Raw genomic sequence first — 20,963 nt, 5'->3', positions numbered from 1 at the left:
AATTTCCATACTTACTAACCACTCAGCCTTTATGAAGAAGTATCTGTTGATAACCAGTTTAAGTTGGTGCTTTTTAAGTTGTCAAACTGCTGAAACGAAGCAGGAGCCTCAGAAAACAAAAGTTAAAATAGTAACGGAGTTGCGTACGCTCGAACCCCTGAGTTACGATCTGCAAAACCCCATTCAGACTTTTAAAATGCCCGCTTCGCTTAAGGAAATCTCTGGCATTACTTATGTAAAGGCGGGTCAGTTGGCGGCAATTAATGACGAAGAGGGCGATTTATTTCTCATCGACGCCCAAACCGGAAAAGTGACCGATCAGCGAATGTGGGGGACGAAGGGAGATTACGAAGATATTACCTATCACGAAGGTAAATTTTATGTGCTCCGAAGTGACGGTCGTTTATTCATTTTCACCCTCGGGCAAACTTCGCAGCCCGGCGGTTTTCTGACGAATAAGTCTACCCATATTCAAATGCTGGATCTTAGTTTGCCCGACAAAAATGAACTCGAAGGTCTTTGCTTTGATCCCAAAACAAAAAACTTTTTCATTGCCGCCAAAGAAACCAAACGCGAAGGCGTGGATAAAGACAGTCGTTACGTCTATTTCTACGATCCTGTACAAAAAGAATCCCGCCGGGGATTGGTTTTACGGAAGCGTAGTTTCGAGAGCGTGGGGTTTACAGGTGAAGACGCCAAATTTCGGCCCTCTGCCATCGCGGTGCATCCGATTACCCAAGAGGTGTACATTTTAGCTGCTTCCGGTCAGAAGCTACTAGTACTAGATCGCAAGGGCGGTAACTTTATCCACGTAGAAAAACTAAATCCGAAAGCATTAGAGCAGCCCGAAGGCCTTTGCTTTAGCCCTGACGGTACCTTATATATTTCCAGTGAAGGCAAAAAAGGGCCGGGCGTTATTCAGGTATTTAAATGGAAAGGAGAGCAGAAGTAATGCGGTAAAACCGCTAGTGAACCCATGAAGCTGTTTAGAATCAGGCTAAAGCAGAACCGGTGCTAATCCAAACTGTACGCTTTATTAGACCTGAGTCCTGCTGGCAGCATAAATGAGGGAACAAGGTTATCGCTTCTGCATGAAACGAGCAAGCGGGCGTTTGCCGGAGTGAGTGATTAATGTTCATTTGCTTCAATTACTCGTATACTCAATCAATCTAATACTTAAGCAGTTTTATAATTAATAAAATCATTTCAGACTATAAGGAAATTGCAAAACCAGCCATTCAGGCTAGCATATACATACGATGATATTACTAGGTAAGTATTTCTATATCAAGCGAAAATAATTATAGAGTAAACAAAAATTTCCTATAAGAGCTACTATATTTTTTTTGTTAGCTCTTATAGGAAACAGTATTTGAAATTCACTATGCTTACCCTACTATTTGGGGGCAGGTATAGCGTTTAGTAAATATCTAAGTAATTAATACTTAATTACTTTTTGGGTTAAGACCCCGTTCTGTGTTGGTATAGAGATCATATACATACCGACAGGCAATTCTTGTAAGTCTAAAGATACCTTAGTGCCTACTAAATTCTGGGTACGTAATAGGTGGGACTGCATGTCATACACATATAAATACTGTAAATGACCGTCTGGCACACTCACCGATACTTTATTAGAGAAAGGATTAGGAGAAATACTGAGCGTACTTGTTGCATCACTTTCTATAAGCTCACTTTGTTTTACAAAAGAAAGTGAAGTGGCGATAATCTTTTCGTAACAGCCAATATCGTAGGAACCTTGCTGAGGTCTAGCTGTGCCCAATAAGTCAGTTACTATGCCCAGAGAATCAATTTTTATACCACTGTTAACCAGAGGAGAATCATCCTTAGGCAGGTAATCTTGCAAATTCTCAAACTTCGTATTTGGGATTGTATTTTGATAATTACCCGCTTGTAATAGATTAACACCAGACGCATACTGTAAATATTGACCGTTAGGGCTAGCCATTGCATTATTGTATACCTGAACTCTTGGTAACGTATTTGTTAAATGAATGGCAGCCTGCCCCGTAGGTACGACAGTATTATTTAGTATACGTAGCTTGGTACCGTTAACTCCTCCAGCCCCAGAGGTAGACACGATTCCGTAAGCACTATTTTCAACTACTAAATTATTATATACGGAAAGATCAGCTACCATACTTGTGATGTAAATTCCACTTCCAGTAGTTTGCCTGATTTTATTGTTGTAGCAGTATCCACCGGTCCCATCCCCAATCTGAATACCCATATTATAGTTTTGATACCCGGCCTGAGTTATAGTATTTCCGTAAACTTCAGCATCGGCAGCACTGGCATATAAAATACCCGTTGTTCCGGTTCGGCTTAATACATTCCGAAAAACCTTTAAGCCTTGCATGAGATGAGGGTATACGTTTTGACTAGCTCCAGAGCAGGTAACAGTCACTCCAGCCCCATAGGAAGTATGACCTGCAAAAATGCCCGGGCCACCAGTGTCATGAATGTAATTATCGTGTAACTTAATTCCTTTCATCACAAATTGACCTCTCTGGGTAGATGGATCACAGGTTGGGTCCGTTTTAGCCATGATTCCCACATAGCCTGCATTCCCAATTTCTACATGATCAACTTCTACATCTGTACTTAGAGAGCTTATGAGCATTCCCATACGGCCAGAGCCTGTTTTATTTACTACTATTCCATAGGCTATAGAGTCAACACCTGAGCCTGTAAAGACGATATTCTTACAGTTATTAAAAACGATTCCGTCATTGTTCGTATTAGAAATGCTTACCTTGCCACCAAAATTTTTAAAAGTAATGGGAGCGGAAGCAGTTCCACTAAAGTTAGCCAGATAAAGATTGGTATAAGATCCTGCCTGGATACAGACGCGTTGTCCGGGTTGTACATTTAGCGTACTAGCTGAATAATAGCCGCTGGTAGTGATTGTTGCATGACAGGCTGTTGTATCAGTATTAAGTGTTGATACAACTTCATAACAGCCAATATCAAAAGCATTTTGCAGGGGACGTACATTCCCATCCCGATCAAACGTAAGGTCAGGAATCGATAAACCCTGGTTTAATAATGGCGATATAGATGTAGGATGAAAATCATTAGCTCCTACAAATGAGGCCGCGGCAACCCCACCCATAAAGTTATTGTTATTCTGAGTATTTACGCCCGCTGCCGTTTTAATGTATTGTCCTGATGCTGGGGCTATTAAAGCGTTATTAGTAATATAATGAGCATTCTCTGTACTATATAAAAGAATAGCATCCCCTCCCGGAGAAATAAAGGTGTTATTATATACTTTCAGTGTAGATTCCGGGAAGGACCCAACGCGTTTATCTGCAAATAGGCCTGTACTTCCAGAACGTACAATTAAGTTGTTGTATATTTTCTGATTAGCAGCAAAACTTAAAAAAATAATCCCTACTCCTGGGGCATCTTTAATCGTATTATTATAAAGTTCACCGCCAGATCCATCCCCAATTTGGATGCCATTATTTTGATAATTAGCGAAAGGAGAAATACCTGGTGAATTAACAATATTATCATGCACTTTCGCATCTGGAGAACAACCATATTGAATTCCTTCAGCTCCTGTACGTTCTACTAGATTATGATGAATAGTTAAACCCACTATTTTATGTGGATAAACCGTAATGCTTGTTCCATTACAATTGATGGTTGATCCTCCACCCCAAAACGAGTTCCCGGCATAAATTCCTTCGCCACCGCAGTCGTGAATGTAATTGTCGTGAATATTGACATTATACATGGTAAAATTTTCACGCCAAGTGGCAGGATCGCACCAAGGATCCGTTTTGGTCATAATTCCAGCAAAGCCTGCGTTGTTAATTTCTAAATGGTCGATTTCACAATTAGTACTTTTATCCATAACCGATAATCCCATTCGGCCACTTCCAGTCCCTTTGACGTGAATCCCATAGGTTTGTTGAGAGCTTCCAGTACCCGTAACTTTGAAGTATTTACAATTAGCAAAGGCCAAGGCATCCGTAGAGGTATTATTTTCTATTTCGACTACACCTCCACAGTTTTTAAAGATAATTGGGTTTGCTGGTGTTCCAGAGAGATTAGAAAACTGAAGATTTGTATATTGACCTGCCTGAATACAAACGGTTTGGCCGGGTTGGACTGGTAAATTGCCGGGGCCATAATAGCCACTACTTGTCACCGTATAGTCACATCCACACGTCTGGGCATGAGAAGAAAAAGTCCATAAAAGGACTAATAGCATAGGTAAAAAATGCTTCATGAAAATTATAAGTATAAAGGTGAGTGTATTTTATACCCTGCATATTTAGGTACTTAATTTTGAATATTACCGAGGCAGTTATATTATCTTTTCGTGATTAGCTCACTGGAAGAAAAGATTGTGTATCCTACTAATACTTGCTTAAAAATGATGGTTGGAAATAGACGCGAGTGCATTAGTAACATATACCCATTTTCCAGTCGCATAATAAAAAGAGGCGGTTACCCGAACAGGTAACCGCCTCTTTTGGAGTTCGTTAAAAACGGACTATTTCTTACCGTAACGTTTGTTGAATTTATCAACACGTCCAGCCGTATCGAGGAGTACGTTTTTACCAGTGTAGAAAGGGTGAGATTGTGAAGAAACCTCAACTTTCACTACAGGATACGTCTTTCCTTCGAATTCTACCGTCTCTTTCGTGTCTGAAGTTGAACGGGTCAGGAATTTATAGTCGCTTGAAAGGTCCCAGAATACTACCTCGCGGTACCCAGGATGAATGTCTGCTTTCGCCATTATATTGATAGTTAGTCAGTTACGATTCTTTATGAACGGGCCGCAAAAATAATCATCTTTTGGGAATGTTACAAAATTTTACTAGAATGTTTTTTATTAGCTATCCCACTGAAAATCTTTTTATTGGACTTTTTAAAGTTTCTTCAATTCTATCGCTCCAGTGGGCGAATAATCATTCGAGTCGTAACTTTTTGTCTCTGAATTCAATGCGTTCGAGAAGCCTTCGCGGCACGGAATTTTAGTAAGTTACCTGAACTTTCAGGCAGTTGCAAGTCCACGTTCTTAACATTAATTTCACATTTGAAAAGTTAAGGTTCGATGGGAACGATTGTAAAAGATATGCAGTTCGGCTTTTCATGTTTGCTTAATACTTACCCGCTCCCTTAGTGAGCATCTTTACCTCAACCCAAGTTTTTAAGTTATTCCCGAAATATTCTAACTCGCTGAAAATATGCATGTTATTAAACGAGACGGCCGACGCGAATCGGTAAAATTCGACAAAATAACCGCCCGCATCGAGCGGCTTTGCTACGGACTTGACCCGGCTTTCGTTCAACCCGTTGAAGTGGCAATGAAAGTAGTTTCTGGTATCTACGATGGTGTGAACACCGTAGAACTGGATAACCTGGCAGCAGAAACAGCGGCCTCCTTAACGACTCGCCACCCCGACTATGCGACCCTGGCAGCTCGTATCGCCATTTCTAACCTGCATAAAAATACGCAGAAGTCATTCTCGGCGACGATGAAGCAATTGTATCATTACGTCGATCCCAAGACGAATGAAAATGCTTCTTTGATTTCTAAGGATACGTACGATGTAGTAAAGAAAAATGCTGGATTACTGGATTCTACTATCATCTATGATCGTGATTTCGGTTACGACTACTTTGGCTTCAAAACGCTTGAGAAATCATATCTACTTAAAGTAAACGGTAAAATTGCCGAGCGTCCTCAGCACATGCTGATGCGGGTAGCGATTGGTATTCATGGCAGCGACATTGAGTCGGCTATTGAAACCTATAACCTGCTTTCAGAACGCTGGTTTACGCACGCGACACCAACGTTATTCAACGCCGGTACGCCGAAACCTCAGTTATCTTCCTGCTTCCTGTTAACCATGCAGGACGACAGCATTAACGGTATCTATGACACGCTGAAACAGTGTGCCCTGATTTCGCAGTCGGCGGGCGGTATCGGTCTGAGCATTCATAACATCCGGGCTACGGGTAGTTACATCAAAGGCACGAATGGTACTTCCAATGGTATCGTTCCTATGCTTCGCGTGTTTAACGACACGGCTCGTTACGTAGATCAGGGGGGTGGAAAACGCAAAGGCTCCTTTGCCATGTACATTGAACCATGGCATGCCGATGTGTTTGAATTCCTTCAGTTAAAGAAAAACCACGGTAAAGAGGAACTCCGGGCCCGCGATTTATTTTTCGCCCTCTGGGTACCTGATTTATTCATGAAGCGGGTGAAAGACAATGACGTTTGGTCATTAATGTGCCCCCATGAATGCCCTGGTTTATCGGATGTATACGGTGATGAATTCGAAGCTTTATACGAAAAATACGAGCGTGAAGGTAAAGCCCGCCGTACGGTAAAAGCTCAGGATCTATGGTTCGAGATCATGGAATCGCAAATCGAGACGGGTACTCCTTACATGCTGTTCAAAGACCACGCGAACCGCAAGTCGAACCAGAAAAACCTGGGTACGATCAAGTCTTCGAATCTGTGTACTGAAATCATTGAATACACCGCAGCTGATGAGGTAGCCGTTTGTAACCTCGCTTCTTTAGCTCTGCCTAAGTTCGTGGAAAAAGGTGAGGATGGATTCCTACGTTTCAACCACGAAAAACTGTATGAGATTACGAAAGTAGCTACGCGTAACCTCAACAAGATCATTGATATTAACTATTACCCCGTCCCTGAAGCGGAACGTTCGAACAAACGTCACCGTCCGATTGGCTTAGGAGTACAGGGTCTGGCAGATACGTTTGTATTGCTACGCATGCCCTTCGAAAGCGAAGAGGCCCGCCAGTTAAATAAAGATATTTTCGAGACGATCTATTTTGGAGCCATGGAGGCTTCGATGGAAGAAGCTCAGAAATACGGCACGTACGAAACCTGGGCCGGAAGTCCCATTTCTCAGGGTATCTTCCAGTTCGACATGTGGGGTGTGAAACCTACTTCGAACCGTTGGGACTGGGAATCGTTGCGTGAAAAAGTAAAAACCCACGGGGTACGTAACTCCCTGCTGGTAGCTCCGATGCCAACGGCTTCGACGAGCCAGATTTTGGGTAATAACGAGTGTTTCGAGCCTTTTACTTCAAACATCTACGTACGTCGGGTACTTTCCGGCGAATTCGTAGTAGTGAACAAGTACCTGCTGCGTGACCTTGTGAAAATGGGCTTATGGAACGAAACGATGAAAAATAAACTCATCGCAGCCAACGGTTCCGTACAGAACATTGCTGAAATTCCTGCCAACCTGAAGGAACTGTACAAGACGGTTTGGGAAATCAAGCAGAAAACCATCATTGATATGTCAGCTGACCGCGGTGCATTCATTTGCCAGAGCCAGTCGCTGAACATTCACATGACGGATGCCAATTTCGGTAAAATCACTTCCATGCACTTCCACGCCTGGGAGCGGGGACTGAAAACAGGTATGTATTACCTGCGTACCAAAGCCGCTGCCGATGCCATCAAGTTCACGGTAGAAACGCAGGCTCAGGTAGCCATTCAGCCCAGTACGGCCACTGTGCACGAGAAGGCAATGAACTACTTAGCAACGCCTGAAGCACAAGCTGCTCTCTCAACACCTGTGATGGCGAAAGAAGTGGAGCCTATCAAGTGGTCAGAAGAAGATGCAAAGGCAGCTATTGCCTGCTCGCTGGATGATCCTGAAGGTTGCGAGATGTGTGGATCGTAATCGCGATATTTAGTATAGATGAGCTTTATAAAACCCGCTTTAAGGCGGGTTTTATTTTTTCTGTATAGGACCTAAAACTCCTTTGTAAGTTCTTTCTATAAAATAATACGCATTGTATTCCGCTATGAAAACGACTCCGTTAACTCTTAAGCAGCTCGCCCAACTCAAGGTCAAGGAAAATCCTGAACTTGATGAGCAATTCAGGGAAAGGTTTTATTTCCGAAAAGTTAGCTTTAGCCCATGAGGAAATTAGAAAATATGGCTTAAGCTTTCATTCCAAGCATAAATAAATCAAAAGGCAGACGGCAGCGTCTGCCTTTTTTCATTTCCTACAGGGCTATCTCGCCTCTCCACCGTCTCTTCGATAACTTACTCGTTAAATCGATGAGAAAATACCTCTGGACTTTGGTACTCTTACCCCATCTATTATTTGCCCAACGGATTAACCGACAGGCACTGGTAGAGCGTCATTCGGTTGTTACTACCCAAATGGATACGCTGGCCTCGGTCTCGATAGGTAGTGGCCGTTTTGTCTTTACCGTTGATGCAACGGGTTTACAGACGTTTACAGCCTATTACGCTCAGGGCGTTCCCCTGGGGACGCAGTCGGAATGGGGCTGGCATAGTTTGCCCAATCCCGAAAACTATACACTGCCAAAGTTTTGAAAAAATATGCTGATCTGGTCGAAGCTACGGCTGATTTTATGGCCTCCTATACCACCCTTGAAGGAAACCGTTATGTCTTGGGCAAAGGCTTGATTCCCGCTCAGGAATGTTTTCATCAGGAAGAAACCTTTAACCCTACATTCGAACTAACCTACTGGCGTTGGGCTCTGGAAACAGCCCAGCAATGGCGGGAACGGCAAAAGCTAGGTCGTAAAAAAGAATGGGACGATGTACTTCAGAAACTTTCGCCTTTGCCTCAAAAAGACGGCGTTTACCTGGCTACCGAAAGTGCTCCAGATTCCTATACCAATCCCAACTGGATGACTGATCACCCAGCCGTATTAGGGGCTTTAGGCGTAATGCCCCAGCAAACTGGAATGGATTCAACGATCATGCACCGAACGCTGGATTTGATCTGGGAAAAATGGAACTGGGACCACACCTGGGGCTGGGATTTTCCGATGACGGCCATGACGGCTACCCGACTCTATCAGCCCGAAAAAGCAATTGACGCATTGTTAATGCCCGTCCAGAAAAATACGTATTTACCTAACGATCATAATTTCCAGGACGGACGTTTACGCATTTACCTGCCCGGCAGTGGCGGGTTGTTGGCCGCTGCCGCTCTTTTGTGTGCCGGTTTCGATGGAAGTATCAAAGAAAACCCCGGTTTACCCAGGCACTGGAAAGTAAAATGGGAAGGACTTAAAAAGATGCCTTAATAAAAAATGCCGAATGAAGTTCATTCGGCATTTTTTATGGCTGTTCATCTCAGTCTTAAGGATTAGATCCTATCATGGTCAGTGTTCCCAACGCATATTGCAAGACAGCGGAAGTATGATTTGCACCACTCACGGGAAAATACTGCACTTTTGCAGCTCCTTTTGCTTTCATTGCAGCAAACGCCGTTTGAGAATTCAGAACCGGTACCAGATCGTCAGCCGTTCCGTGATACATCCAGAGCGTAGTATTGGGCTTCCAGTCATAAACGTCGTTATCCTTCACCGCATTCAGAAAACCCGTATCCGTTCCATCATTCAACCCTTTTTTAAACGAATCCGTAAACGTATTGCTAATGCTGGTATTAATAACCAGGGAAGATAAATCCGACTGATGTTTCACTTCCGGTGGAATTTGCGAAGCATAAGGCTCTTTAAAATAATAGCTAGCCGGGCGGTTTAATCCATAAATTCGATTATAAGTCAATAATACCCAGGCATATAAGCGATTGTAACTTTCGGTCGTGGTAGCCTGATTATTAACGATATACTTCATGAACTCAGTCTTGTTGTAAGCTCCTGAGCCCACCGAAACTGCTCTTAAATTAAACTCTGAAGCCGCTTCTTCTTCTATTTTCTTCAATAAGGACATCGTAGCGTATCCGCCCTCGGAGTAACCTGTCAGGTACAAACGCTTATCCCAATAACGGGTATCTTTCTTCGCAAAATATTCCTTTGCTGCCCGAAGCAAATCCAGGCTCGCCTGCGATAAACCCTGACGATGTTCATACGTATGTGCCAGATTTTTCGACGCTCCGTAACCAATATAATCGGGAGCAACAGCGACATACCCCTGGGCTGCCAACAGAATTACCAACTGTGCATCGTTACCAGCACTGGGATTTAGATTAGAAGGAGCCTGGGCTTCCGTCGAAATTGTTCCATGCTGATAGCTAACCATTGGAACGGCACTTGCATTGGCACTTAACGCAGGAATGACGATGGCTCCTGAAGCTTCAATTTCCTGATTATCGGTATTCTTCGTTTTATAGGTAATCCGATAGGCTTTAACACCGTAAGAAACCAGGGTTCCATATAAGGGATTAGAAGTAGCGACCAAAGATTTTACCTTATCAACGGATAGAGAATCAATAGTTTCAACTTTAACTAAATACTTATCGGCAACTTCTGCTGGATTTGGTTCGGGATCTTTTCCGCAAGCCAGCACGAAAAAAGTAATCAAACACAACAAGGCTTGGGAAGAATAATGCAATAAATGAGTTTTTTTCATGGATTTGGTAAAGAAAACTGCCGATTAAAAGAAGAATGGCCTAGACAAGCCGAAGATAACGAAAAAATATCCGTAACTCCCTAGTAATTAGCCACTCAAATTAACACTTAATCAGATTCTGTGTTTATAAAAAACAAATAAAACCTTTACAAAGTTCCTAATATTTGAGCATTATAACCTACTAACCTACCCAAACACTCTTTTGGCAAATACCTTAATAGAATATTTTTTTGTGCCTAAAATACATAATCTAACACGTCTAAAATAAGGTACCTAAAGATTAGTCAATGAGTATTTACCTTAATGTAAAACATGTTTACATTACGTTTTAAAAGTATATTTTTGAGTCAGTGCACCCTCATAAATAGCAATAAAACAAATTTTTATTAGCTAAATAAATTAGAAATTATGTACTATTAGTTTCAACAAGCTTAAATCTATTTGTACATATTTAGTCTAATTTGGCAGTTCGTCTGAACAGGTATTTATTAGATAACACCCCATCTAAAACTCTTTTTTAAAAACAAACGTCAACTTAATGGAGTTACGTAATTAGAATAATGAAGTGAATTTAAGGTCCTATTTTATCCAACTTTGCTTCTAAAAAAGCCATACCTACTGATTTATGATACCAATGATTTGTTTTTTAAATCATAAATCAGATATTTGTTTCGTTATTATACACAAGCAGCACAATTAATTATTTATCAATTCATGAAAAAAAAATCAATTCTTTTCTTTTCTCCTAACGACAATGTAGAGGAAAAGAAAAAGTCAGCCAAAACGAAAGAGGCCCCAACTACTTCTATTTCCAAAAAAGGAAAGCTGTTGTTATCTCCTGCTGTACTTGAATTATTGGAAGCAGACCCTGCAACCAGCTCATTCAAAGTAGGTACAGAAGAAAGAAAAAGAGGCGTGGGTTCCTTCTTTTTAGTGAAGGCAGATGAAGCAGATACAGATGCTTTCCCAATTGCAAAAAGTGGTCGTGGTCATGGTATTGCCTTAGGAGCAATTTTCGATAGAATTGGCCTGGATTACAAAACGTTTGACTATACGTTTGATATCAAACCTTTCACTTATGAAGAAGAAGGTATCAGCGGATATGAATTATCATTAAAAGAAAAATCTCCTCGTACGGCAGCTACTAGTTCTGAAGAAGAATAGTAAAGTAGGAGTAAAAAGAAAAGGTTCGGCTTTGTAAAAAGCTGAACCTTTTCTTTTTTGTCTCTATGGCTAGCACCTGATTTTTCTCAACATTGTTTAGTAATTAGTTATTAATGGTGTTTCCTGATGACTTTAACGGGCAGGAAAAGTATAATCTGGCATTTAAGACTAAGAAAATTAGAGAGTTATCTGCTTGTTAAGCCTAAAGAAACTAGGCATCTAAAATTGTAACCCAATAACTTTGACTAGCATTCATTCTTTCTATTAGGATGGTTTCGTAGTTATTGCTACCAATTGTTTATTATTCGTTAAACACTTAACTACATTAGCATAATTGCTCCATCCCTTCTACACCTGAAATGGGAGCTAGGGCTTATCCACTGGCTGAGGCCTCACCCCTGCTCTCCTAAATAGCTCCTGAAAATTCTAACAAAATTCTAATTGTATTCAGGCTACAATTGTTACTGAAATTGCGGAATTTTAAGGTTCTTTACTAGTACTAAAGAAAATTGGGAATGGACTGACCGGGAAAATTTTGTCCCGGTCAGTTTTTTGTAAATCCCCTCAGAAACGTAAGAATACGGTTTTTTTCAAAAAATAGGCCTTGATTTTGAAAGCGAGGGCGGGTATCTCCCTATTTAATAAATCCTTGGCAAATTCGGCTATTTTAGAACCGTCCTTCGTTAAAATACCGTATATGTTTGCATGGTATACTCATCAACAGTCTGGTATATTTGCACTTGAAAACTGAATTTGCTAAATCCCCTTTAAAACTAGTATCCACATTATGAGAAAAATTTGGGTAATGCTGGCTCTGTCCACAGCCGTAATGACCAGCTCCTGCGTGAGCAAGAAAAAAGCCCGGGCCCTGCAAACCCAGGTCAACGACCTCCAGGCCGAAAACGCCCGCCTGGCTGAACGCATCCGCGTCGAACTCGGCGACTGCCAGCAAAAGTCCGCTTCCCTGCAGGCTCAACTCGATTCCAAAAACTCCGAACTCTCGGCTAAATCTGCCCGCGTCAAAGAAGTCGAAGATCAACTCGACTACCTCAAACGAACCAACGCCGGGCTCCTCGACCGCATGGCCGATCTCTCCATCGTTTCCAAACAGGGGGCCGAGTCCATCAAACGTTCCCTGGAAGCCATCGATCAGCAGAGTAAATACATCCAGAGCCTCAACTCTTCCATTCAACGCAAGGACTCTCTCAACATGACCCTGGTCATGAACCTCAAGCGGTCCCTGGCCAATGTCAATGATGAGGACGTGGAAGTACAAGTGAAAAAAGGAGTCGTTTACGTTTCCATCTCCGATAAACTCCTCTTTGCTACCGGTCAGTCCAATGTCAATGCCCGGGCTGAGGAAGTCTTAGGAAAAGTAGCCCGGGTCATCAACGATCACAGCGAGCTCGAAGTCATGGTGGAAGGCCACACCGATGCTGTCCCCATCGCTACCGAAGTCAACAAGGATAACTGGGACCTAAGCGTACGCCGGGCCACTTCCGTGGTACGCTTGCTGCAAAGCAAGTTCAAGGTCGATCCCGCTCGTTTGACCGCCGCCGGCAAGGGTGAGTACGAACCCAAGGACTCTAACAAGAGTGCGGCCGGACGTAAAGTCAACCGCAGAACCGAGATTATCCTCACTCCACGTCTGGATGAGTTCTTCCAGTTGCTGGAGAAAAAATAAGGCATTCCTTGAAGGAGGATACACGTGAAAAACCCCGGCTCACATATGATGAGCCGGGGTTTTTCATGAACGCCCCTCTTACTTTAGACGCGACTTGATCGCCTCTGGCCGGAAGGTTGGTGAGACACCAACCACGGCGTAAAAAAACACCGCTTACCCACACGCCATAAAGTCCCGGCTCTACAAGTTTTATCTTTCCAAAATGATTATAAGCCTGTCTTCAGGAATTCATTCCGATACTGAAGTGGAGCTAAGCCTGTGGTTTGCCGGAATTGGCGATTGAAATGAGATATATTTCCAAAGCCACTTTGAAAGCATACTTCTGAAACCGTTAAATCCCCATCAGAAACCAGTAACTGACTGGCATAGCGAATGCGGTACTCATTGAGCGAATCCACAAAGGTTTTTTTAGTTACCTTCTTATAATACCGACAAAAGGATTGCGGTGTCATGTTAATTAACTCAGAGATCGTCTCTAGCCGGATTTCCTGACGGAAATTCTCAGACATATACGCATAAATCTTATTCAGCCGTTCGTAATCTGTTTTGGGTAACTGAGCGAAAAACTGACTGGTATCCAGAACGTTCACCTCCTTACTTTCCGTTAGGGTGTGTAATAAATCCAAAAGCCCTAGTAATCGGTGAAAGTGACTGGCTTTTAATAAATACTGAAGTTCTTTGCTAGCTAATTCAGCCGTTTTTCCGTAGAAATGTAGCCCTGATTTTGCTTTTTGAAGTAAGCGGGCAATGGGTAAGAATTCTGGTTTTTTGAAGAAATCAGGGCCTAAAAACTCTTCTTTGAACTGAATAACTATCGAGTGAGCAGGATCAGTATTATTTTCATTTTTCCAGTAATGGGGCATATTAGGTCCCATTAATACTAAATCGCCTGCTTCAAAATTTGATACGTTCGTTCCCACAAATCGCTTTCCCCGGCTAGAAAGAATCAGCGTTAATTCCACTTCGGGGTGAAAATGATACGGAGCATCAAAGGCCTCTAAAATATGCTCTCGGAAGGTAAATGAGCTATCGGGCAAAGCATCTATGTGTTCAAAAGATGGCTTCATCTTTGCTAATGTTAATACGAAACAAGTAACAATACTAAGCAAATTAGACCTTTGATTACAAACCTTTAGCCCAAAAAACAGAAGCTAATCTTTGATACTGAGGATACTATTAATTTGCCTGCTTCATAAAAAGAGTTCAGTTTGCAGAAGCTGAACTCTTTTTATGAGGATTATTTTGAAGCCCCGTTTTTAAGAATACTCTGATAGCGGTTCATATCCTGAAAAACTTTTAGCGAAGCCATAATCTCGGGATCTTTACTAAAAGAATGCTCTCGAAGGCCTTTTTGTAGATAATAGCGAAGAATGATTTCCTGCTCCAGCATGTACCGGATTTCGTCTTTAAACTTCAATAAATCAGAGTCTTTGCTGTGAGCAAATTTCGTTTTTAAAACTTTGAGCTGTTCCTGAACAACATCGTAATATTTTTCCTTTTTGGCAGAAGCTTCCAGTTCTTCAAATTTACGCTCAACATCGGTCGTATAATCGTAATCTTTATCGCCTAGCCATTTAACAAATTCCTGGTATTCAGCGTCTGACAGACTAAATTCACGACCCGGCTTAATTGAAGCATGATCGTGGCGATACTTATTAGCATACTCGAAAATATAGCCTTTCCGGTATAAGCTCGTCAAAATAGCCGACTGAGCCGGGTGATCTACCGAAATATCAGGAGCAATACCACCGCCGTCATAAACGGTACGTCCACTTTTTCGGGTTTTGAACGCTGTCTGTAACGAATCCGGGATTTTACCTACCGAGCCATCCGCATTCCGGTGTCCATAATCAATCGCCTGAATGCAGCGTCCAGAGGGAATGTAATATTTGGCCGTCGTTATTTTCAGCTTGCTGTTATAACTCAAATCACGGGTAATCTGAACCAGCCCTTTTCCGAAACTTTTCTGACCAATGAGTACACCCCGATCATAATCCTGAATAACGCCTGCTACAATCTCAGCTGCCGAAGCACTACGGCTGTTGGTTAATACTACCAGCGGAATTTCCGCATCCATAGCCGGATTCAGGGCCGTGTAGGTTTTATTCCACTCGCTTACTTTGCCTTTGGTACTAACAATCTCGGAATCCTTATTTACAAAGATATTCGAAATATCTACTGCCATATTTAGCAGACCGCCGGGGTTATCACGTAAATCCAGAATTACTTTTTTCATCCCTTTTCCTTTCAAATCGGTAAAAGCCTGACGTACTTCTTTGGATGCCGTTCCGGTGAAATCCTTAAGATCGATGTATCCAATTTCATCATTAATCATGCCGAAATAAGGCACGTTGGACATCTTCACTACGTCGCGAGTAACACTGATCTCCTCCGTATTATCCTGACCAAACCGACGAAGGCTCAATTTTACGGCACTGCCCGTCTGCCCCTTCATTAACTTATCCACATTGATGCCCGGCTTCTTCACGTCCAGTCCATCAATTTTTAAAATCTCATCCCCAATGCGAATGCCTGCTTTTTCGGCAGGCGTTCCTTCATACACCATGATAACCAAGAATTTATCCTGCCGCTGCTGAGTCAGGATACCGATTCCGTTATACTTCCCGGTGGTCATGGTCATGTAATCCTCAATGTCGTCTTCGGGGTAATAAACGGTATACGGATCGAGGTTTTTAAGCATAGCGTCAATCCCCGTACGTATGGTTTTATTAGGGTTTACGTCATCTACGTAATACGTATTAAGCTCTTTGAAAAGCGTCGCAAAAATGTCGAGATTCTTCATGATCTCGAATGTCCGCTCTCCTGGATCAGTAAAGGAGAATAATCCGAGCCCTCCCACCAGACATGTGGTAAGAAGGCCAACTTTCAGAGCGGTGTGTTTCATGAATCTATGGCTGGCTTTATAAATGCGATTTCAGAACAATTTAGAGGAAAAATTTCAATTTTGGATTATGGAAAGATGAGATTTGTCGTTTCGAACCCGATTATTCCTCCTTGGTAAGTGAAGCGGAGGCCGAGTTACTGGCTTTCCCGAGTTGCTTGAGCATAAACTTCATCTTCTTTTCAATATCAGCGAAGGGTAAAATATCTTTTGCCACGTAAACGATGGCAATGCTGGCGGGCCACTGATCGTTGGTTAACAGGATCTCTTTATGTAAACGGTAAGCTTCCCGCAGGCGGCGTTTGAGTAAATTCCGGTCAACTGCTCTTTTGAAATTGCGTTTAGAAACCGAAACCATTACTTGTGGTAAAGCCGTCGAAGCACCCGCCAAAGCATTTACCTTGAGCGGATAACTAAACAAAGCCAGGATATCTTTACCATTGCGGGCAAAAAGTTGATCAATGACTTTTTTACTCTTCAATCGCTCCGTTTTTCGTAACCGCTGATCCATAGACGCTAAATAAGAAATGGGTGGCAAAGATACAATTCATTACCCCGACCAAACGGTTTCCAAAGGATGTTTTCGGGTTTTAATGGGTTAAACTGCATTCTAATCGTCCCTTAGCAGTAGTTAATCCCGTATCTTTAGTACCTAAGTAGCATTCCAAGTAGTTGAACGATATGCAGGCAAAGCAAATTTTATTGGTTGAAGACGATCAGCGGTTATCGGAGAGTATTTCCCGAACCCTGGGTCGAAAAGGATACGAGGTTTCTCCGGTTTTTGACGGAACCGCTGGTTTACAAAAAGCTCTGGACTCCAGTTTTGATCTGGTGATTTTGGATGTGGTTTTACCCGGACTGGATGGATACGCCATTTGCGGAGAATTGCGTCGCCAGAAGCCCCGCCTGCCTATTTTGATGTTAACTGCTCTGGATGATACCGAAGACCGTTTGAAAGGATTTGAACAGGGCACGGACGACTACTTGGCTAAGCCATTTGACATCCGGGAGTTACACGCCCGCATGCAGGCCTTGCTTCGCAGAAATGAATTTATTGAAGAATCCCAGACGCAAACGAAACTATGGATTGCGAATCTGGAAATGAATTTGCTGAATAAGGCCGTTATCCGGGATGGAGAAAAGCTGGAATTAACCGCGAAAGAATACGCCCTACTGGAATATTTACTACTCCATCAAAACCGACTGATTACCAAAGCCGAGCTTTTGAAAGAAGTCTGGGGATTGAATTTTGATCCTGGTACGAACATCGTTGAAGTCTACATTGCTTACCTCCGTAAAAAAGTAGATCGCAATTTTGAGCCTAAATTAATCCAGACCAAGGCGGGACAGGGGTATGTCTTACGTCCTGAACATTAATTCATTACTCGTTGATTCATGCGGATTCGTTACAAGCTTGCTCTGCTTTTTACGCTCATCGTTGCGAGCTTACTCACCTTGTTTTCATACGTCATTTACGAAGATTCGTCGCGGCACCGGGATGAAGTTTTTCTGGGACGACTGGAAAATAAAGCCCGAACGACAGCCCGGTATCTGATTGATGTCAAAGAGATTAATAATGAGCTACTTAGAATTATAGACCAAAACTCCCTGACGGCTCTGGACGAGGAGCTAGTACTGGTTTTTGATCCCCGAAACAAGCTCGTTTATTCCAGTATCGATGACAAACCCGTTAAATACAGCCGTAGGTTAATTGCAGAAGTTCGGGAGGAAAAAATTGTTGAGTATACCGAGGGCGTTTATGACCAGATTGGGCTGGCTTTCCCTTCTAAAATTGATAGCTCCAAGGGTGAATACGTGGTATTAGCTTCGGCCTACGATAAATTCGGAAAATATAAACTTCGCAACCTACGGAATACGCTCCTCATCTGCTGGTTCGTTGGTGTTGGGCTAACCGTATTGGCTAGTGGCTGGTTGTCCGCTTATTTCCTGCGACCAGTGGCGACAATCAATGAAAAAATACAGCACATTACGGCTCAAAACCTCAAAGAACGTCTTTCGGAAGGAAATGGAAAGGACGAAATTGCTCAGCTAGCCATTAATTTCAATCAGATGCTAAATCGGCTGGATATGTCTTTTGAGCAACAGAAAAGCTTCGTTTCCCATGCCTCTCACGAGTTGCGAACGCCGCTTACGGCCATGAAGACGGATATTCAGTCGGGACTGGAAGAAACGTTGTCCGCCGAAGAATATCGGGAAATTCTGCGGGACTTGTTTCAGGATACCCAACGTCTTATCGGATTAACGAACGGATTATTACAACTGGCTCGTCCGCTCGATAAAGTGCTGAGGCGAAATACCCTATCCGTCGTTGATTTATTACTTGATATTCAGTCGCACATGGGAGCAACCCAGAAAGTAACTGACATCTGTTTCGACCCGGCAATTTTTGAAATGAAACCGGATGATATTCAGGTAACGGGCGATGAGTCTTTGTTGAAAACCCTATTAACCAACCTCATGGACAATGCCTGCAAATATTCAAATGGGCATCCGGTTTACATTACCATCGAACGCCAGCAGTCCAACTGTTTTATTCACGTAAAGGATCAGGGTATTGGTATTGCCGAAAAAGATCAGGAACGGATTTTCGGGGCATTTTTCCGGGGAAATAATGCGATTCGTTACACGGGTTATGGCATCGGGCTGGCCGTAAGTCAACGCATTGCTGAGTGGCACGACGGCTCTGTTTCCGTTCAAAGTGAGCTTCATCAGGGCAGCACCTTTACGCTTCGCTTACCCCTGGCCTAAAGCAGGCCTTTGAAGATCGCTCGAAATGGAAGCTTTATCCCGGTAATCAGGAAGTTCGACGCATTGAAAATTTAAAATTTTTAGGCTTAATTACTTTAGTTGTAGAACAACACACGGACGACTTGTGCGAGATTTGAAATTTAAAAAATTCAGTCAAAGCCTGACTGTTCTGATGCACTTGGCTTTCTGGGCATTTTTTCTGTCCCTGCCTTTTCTGCTCAGATCACCTCAGAATCCCCCGGGTACGCCTCGCGTAAAAGTACCCGATGAGGTAATCATTTTGCTGAATATGTTGACCATTCCCTTGTTTTATATAAATGCTAATATATTCATTCCCAGAGTCTTAAAACGCCAGGGAGTTTGGTTTTATGTGGCTTATATTCTGCTGTCAATGACAGCTGTTCTTTCCATTAATCTAAGCTTACGCAATTACGTTTTCTTCCCCGAATTACCCTCAGCCCGAATCACGATTTATACCCTTTTTCCCGTTTTCTTCATCCTCGCCGTTAGTACCACCTATCGTCTGTTGAGTGACTATCTAGCCGACGAACAGCAACGGAAAGAATTGGAAAATGAGCAACTTAAATCTGAGTTAAGCTTTCTACGTTCGCAGATCAGCCCCCATTTTATGTTCAACGTTTTGAACAGCATCGTTTCCCTTTCCCGGAAAAAATCGGATATGGTTGAGCCCGTCGTTATTCAGCTTTCGGACCTGATGCGTTACATGCTGTATGAGTCTAACGGCACGCGGGTTTCGTTAGAAAAAGAAATCAAGTACCTTAATAACTATATTGATTTACAGCGAATTCGGTTCGGTAACGACGTAAAAATTAATTTTGAAGCAGACAACCGCCTTTCACATCAGCCTATCGAACCCATGCTGCTGATTCCGTTTGTGGAAAACGCCTTTAAACACGGCGTCGGCATTATCAGTGATCCTGTCATTGACATTATGTTGCAGGCACAAGGGAAAACGCTCATTTTCAAGGTAAGAAACAAAGTAAATCGCCGCTTTAAAGAGGTGAAAGACAGCAGTTCAGGTATTGGGTTACCTAACGTTCAGCGTCGTTTAAGTTTATTATACCCTGAATCGCACGAATTAACCATCAGTGAAACCGGAGAATGGTATGAAGTCCAGCTTTCACTGCATTTTAATGGAGACCATCCGTTAAAAGACCGATCTTTGACCGAAGCCATTAACGGTTGAGAAATGTATTTTTAGATTATTAATCAATTAGTTAGTTACCCAAAACGACTGAAACTATGATCAATTGTCTGGCCGTTGACGATGAATCGTTGGCTCTTGATTTACTAGAAGATAACATCCGCAAAGTTCCTTTTCTGAATCTGGTTAAACGTTGTAAAAATGCGTTTGAAGCCCAGGAAGTAATGCAGCAGCAACAAATTGACTTACTGTTTCTGGATATTCAGATGCCGGGTATCAGTGGCGTGCAATTTGTGCAGAGCCTGAAAAATTCACCGATGGTAATTTTTGTAACAGCTTACGAGGAATTCGCCCTCGAAGGCTTTAACCTCGACGTGATTGATTACTTGCTAAAACCCGTCTCTTTCGAGCGTTTTCTCAAAGCCGTCAATAAAGCTTACGATTTATATAATCTTAAAAATCAGGAAGTTAGCACTGCATCCGTTCCTGAAATACCCGCAGTTCCGCAAGAATACTTATTCGTCAATGCAGATTATTCACTGGTAAAAATCCGCATTTCGGAAATTCTTTACGTGGAAGGCTTAAAAGACTACGTCAAGATTTATCTCGAAGGGCAAACCCGTCCGGTGATTACCCGTTTAACGATGAAGGCCATGGAAGAAAAGCTTCCCAGCGGACCTTTCCTGCGGGTCCATAAATCATTCATTATCGCTTTTGATAAAATCGAGTCCATTCGCAACCTGCGAATTAAAATTGGACAGGTTCATATTCCCATCAGCGAGTCTTACGGCGAAGCGTTATTCAAAGCCATTAATGCCGGAAAAGTGGAATAGCTTGCGGTTTTAATCCCATCTTATCTCGCTTTTATTCGATATGATCGGCAAAAAATCG

The 20,963-nt window shown here is 42.5% G+C and carries 16 protein-coding genes; 10 read left to right on the top strand and 6 right to left on the bottom strand.

All coding sequences use genetic code 11. The features are described 5' to 3' along the window. Positions 1 to 31 precede the first annotated feature (31 nt). Positions 32 to 952, top strand: coding sequence for an SdiA-regulated domain-containing protein (locus tag QE390_RS08660; RefSeq protein WP_307141854.1), 921 nt, complete (start codon positions 32 to 34; stop codon positions 950 to 952). Positions 953 to 1,438: 486 nt separating this feature from the next. On the opposite strand, the gene QE390_RS08655 is transcribed toward QE390_RS08660, so the two are convergent. Beyond that, entirely contained in the window at positions 1,439 to 4,264 is a 2,826-nt protein-coding gene (locus QE390_RS08655) for a right-handed parallel beta-helix repeat-containing protein (RefSeq protein ID WP_307141853.1), read from the bottom strand. Positions 4,265 to 4,531: 267 nt separating this feature from the next. Then, positions 4,532 to 4,777 (bottom strand): type B 50S ribosomal protein L31, encoded by a 246-nt coding sequence (locus QE390_RS08650; RefSeq protein WP_106638405.1) that lies wholly within the window; start codon positions 4,775 to 4,777, stop codon positions 4,532 to 4,534. A 451-nt stretch (positions 4,778 to 5,228) separates the two neighbouring features. Between QE390_RS08650 and QE390_RS08645 the strand changes: the two genes are divergently transcribed. The 3 genes from QE390_RS08645 (at position 5,229) to QE390_RS08635 (ending at position 9,100) form a co-directional block, all read left to right on the top strand. Then, positions 5,229 to 7,712, top strand: a complete 2,484-nt coding sequence (locus QE390_RS08645) for a ribonucleoside-diphosphate reductase subunit alpha (RefSeq protein ID WP_307141852.1) — start codon at positions 5,229 to 5,231, stop codon at positions 7,710 to 7,712. Positions 7,713 to 8,096: 384 nt separating this feature from the next. Then, complete coding sequence (locus QE390_RS08640; RefSeq protein ID WP_307141851.1) at positions 8,097 to 8,378, top strand: hypothetical protein; 282 nt, start codon at positions 8,097 to 8,099, stop codon at positions 8,376 to 8,378. Beyond that, on the top strand, positions 8,375 to 9,100 hold the full coding sequence (locus QE390_RS08635) for a hypothetical protein (RefSeq protein ID WP_307141850.1): 726 nt from the start codon (positions 8,375 to 8,377) through the stop codon (positions 9,098 to 9,100). Before QE390_RS08640 ends, QE390_RS08635 begins: the two co-directional genes overlap by 4 nt. A 55-nt stretch (positions 9,101 to 9,155) precedes the next feature. Here the strand turns inward: QE390_RS08635 and QE390_RS08630 are convergent, their stop codons facing one another. Next, on the bottom strand, positions 9,156 to 10,388 hold the full coding sequence (locus tag QE390_RS08630; protein ID WP_307141849.1) for a lipase family protein: 1,233 nt from the start codon (positions 10,386 to 10,388) through the stop codon (positions 9,156 to 9,158). A 714-nt stretch (positions 10,389 to 11,102) separates the two neighbouring features. Here QE390_RS08630 and QE390_RS08625 point away from each other — a divergent pair. Then, positions 11,103 to 11,552, top strand: a complete 450-nt coding sequence (locus tag QE390_RS08625; protein ID WP_307141848.1) for a hypothetical protein — start codon at positions 11,103 to 11,105, stop codon at positions 11,550 to 11,552. Between the two features lie 787 nt (positions 11,553 to 12,339). Then, on the top strand, positions 12,340 to 13,236 hold the full coding sequence (locus QE390_RS08620) for a flagellar motor protein MotB (RefSeq protein WP_307141847.1): 897 nt from the start codon (positions 12,340 to 12,342) through the stop codon (positions 13,234 to 13,236). A 206-nt stretch (positions 13,237 to 13,442) separates the two neighbouring features. Here QE390_RS08620 and QE390_RS08615 read toward each other — a convergent pair whose 3' ends face one another. The 3 genes from QE390_RS08615 to rnpA all read right to left on the bottom strand — a co-directional run bounded on the left by QE390_RS08615 (position 13,443) and on the right by rnpA (position 16,649). After that, positions 13,443 to 14,303 carry an AraC family transcriptional regulator gene (locus tag QE390_RS08615; RefSeq protein WP_106636649.1) on the bottom strand — a complete coding sequence of 287 codons (861 nt, stop codon included), beginning with the start codon at positions 14,301 to 14,303 and terminating at the stop codon, positions 13,443 to 13,445. Positions 14,304 to 14,473: 170 nt separating this feature from the next. Then, a complete protein-coding gene (locus QE390_RS08610) occupies positions 14,474 to 16,141 on the bottom strand; it encodes a S41 family peptidase (protein WP_307141846.1) in 1,668 nt (555 codons plus the stop codon). 100 nt (positions 16,142 to 16,241) lie between these two features. Next, positions 16,242 to 16,649, bottom strand: coding sequence for a ribonuclease P protein component (gene rnpA, locus QE390_RS08605; protein WP_307141845.1), 408 nt, complete (start codon positions 16,647 to 16,649; stop codon positions 16,242 to 16,244). A gap of 170 nt (positions 16,650 to 16,819) precedes the next feature. Here rnpA and QE390_RS08600 point away from each other — a divergent pair, with 170 nt between their 5' ends. The 4 genes from QE390_RS08600 to QE390_RS08585 all read left to right on the top strand — a co-directional run bounded on the left by QE390_RS08600 (position 16,820) and on the right by QE390_RS08585 (position 20,905). Continuing rightward, a complete protein-coding gene (locus QE390_RS08600) occupies positions 16,820 to 17,515 on the top strand; it encodes a response regulator transcription factor (protein WP_307141844.1) in 696 nt (231 codons plus the stop codon). Between the two features lie 18 nt (positions 17,516 to 17,533). Continuing rightward, positions 17,534 to 18,907 carry a HAMP domain-containing sensor histidine kinase gene (locus tag QE390_RS08595; protein ID WP_106636645.1) on the top strand — a complete coding sequence of 458 codons (1,374 nt, stop codon included), beginning with the start codon at positions 17,534 to 17,536 and terminating at the stop codon, positions 18,905 to 18,907. Positions 18,908 to 19,031: 124 nt separating this feature from the next. Beyond that, positions 19,032 to 20,114, top strand: coding sequence for a sensor histidine kinase (locus QE390_RS08590; RefSeq protein WP_307141843.1), 1,083 nt, complete (start codon positions 19,032 to 19,034; stop codon positions 20,112 to 20,114). A 56-nt stretch (positions 20,115 to 20,170) separates the two neighbouring features. Then, positions 20,171 to 20,905 carry a LytTR family DNA-binding domain-containing protein gene (locus tag QE390_RS08585; protein ID WP_307141841.1) on the top strand — a complete coding sequence of 245 codons (735 nt, stop codon included), beginning with the start codon at positions 20,171 to 20,173 and terminating at the stop codon, positions 20,903 to 20,905. Positions 20,906 to 20,963 lie beyond the last annotated feature (58 nt).

The sequence above is a fragment of the Siphonobacter sp. SORGH_AS_1065 genome, from assembly GCF_030818595.1.
GTDB lineage: Bacteria > Bacteroidota > Bacteroidia > Cytophagales > Spirosomataceae > Siphonobacter.
The sequence above is the reverse complement of the archived record's forward strand: the minus strand, read 5'-3'. Positions and strand labels throughout refer to the sequence as shown.

What these genes read in the sequence shown, in the direction of transcription:
- QE390_RS08610 (WP_307141846.1), bottom strand. Translation starts at nt 16,141, where the DNA reads ATGAAACACACCGCTCTGAAAGTTGGCCTTCTTACCACATGTCTGGTG.
- QE390_RS08655 (WP_307141853.1), bottom strand. Translation starts at nt 4,264, where the DNA reads ATGAAGCATTTTTTACCTATGCTATTAGTCCTTTTATGGACTTTTTCT.
- QE390_RS08630 (WP_307141849.1), bottom strand. Translation starts at nt 10,388, where the DNA reads ATGAAAAAAACTCATTTATTGCATTATTCTTCCCAAGCCTTGTTGTGT.
- QE390_RS08660 (WP_307141854.1), top strand. Translation starts at nt 32, where the DNA reads ATGAAGAAGTATCTGTTGATAACCAGTTTAAGTTGGTGCTTTTTAAGT.
- QE390_RS08595 (WP_106636645.1), top strand. Translation starts at nt 17,534, where the DNA reads ATGCGGATTCGTTACAAGCTTGCTCTGCTTTTTACGCTCATCGTTGCG.
- QE390_RS08645 (WP_307141852.1), top strand. Translation starts at nt 5,229, where the DNA reads ATGCATGTTATTAAACGAGACGGCCGACGCGAATCGGTAAAATTCGAC.
- QE390_RS08650 (WP_106638405.1), bottom strand. Translation starts at nt 4,777, where the DNA reads ATGGCGAAAGCAGACATTCATCCTGGGTACCGCGAGGTAGTATTCTGG.
- QE390_RS08640 (WP_307141851.1), top strand. Translation starts at nt 8,097, where the DNA reads ATGAGAAAATACCTCTGGACTTTGGTACTCTTACCCCATCTATTATTT.
- QE390_RS08600 (WP_307141844.1), top strand. Translation starts at nt 16,820, where the DNA reads ATGCAGGCAAAGCAAATTTTATTGGTTGAAGACGATCAGCGGTTATCG.
- QE390_RS08585 (WP_307141841.1), top strand. Translation starts at nt 20,171, where the DNA reads ATGATCAATTGTCTGGCCGTTGACGATGAATCGTTGGCTCTTGATTTA.
- QE390_RS08625 (WP_307141848.1), top strand. Translation starts at nt 11,103, where the DNA reads ATGAAAAAAAAATCAATTCTTTTCTTTTCTCCTAACGACAATGTAGAG.
- QE390_RS08620 (WP_307141847.1), top strand. Translation starts at nt 12,340, where the DNA reads ATGAGAAAAATTTGGGTAATGCTGGCTCTGTCCACAGCCGTAATGACC.
- rnpA (WP_307141845.1), bottom strand. Translation starts at nt 16,649, where the DNA reads ATGGATCAGCGGTTACGAAAAACGGAGCGATTGAAGAGTAAAAAAGTC.
- QE390_RS08615 (WP_106636649.1), bottom strand. Translation starts at nt 14,303, where the DNA reads ATGAAGCCATCTTTTGAACACATAGATGCTTTGCCCGATAGCTCATTT.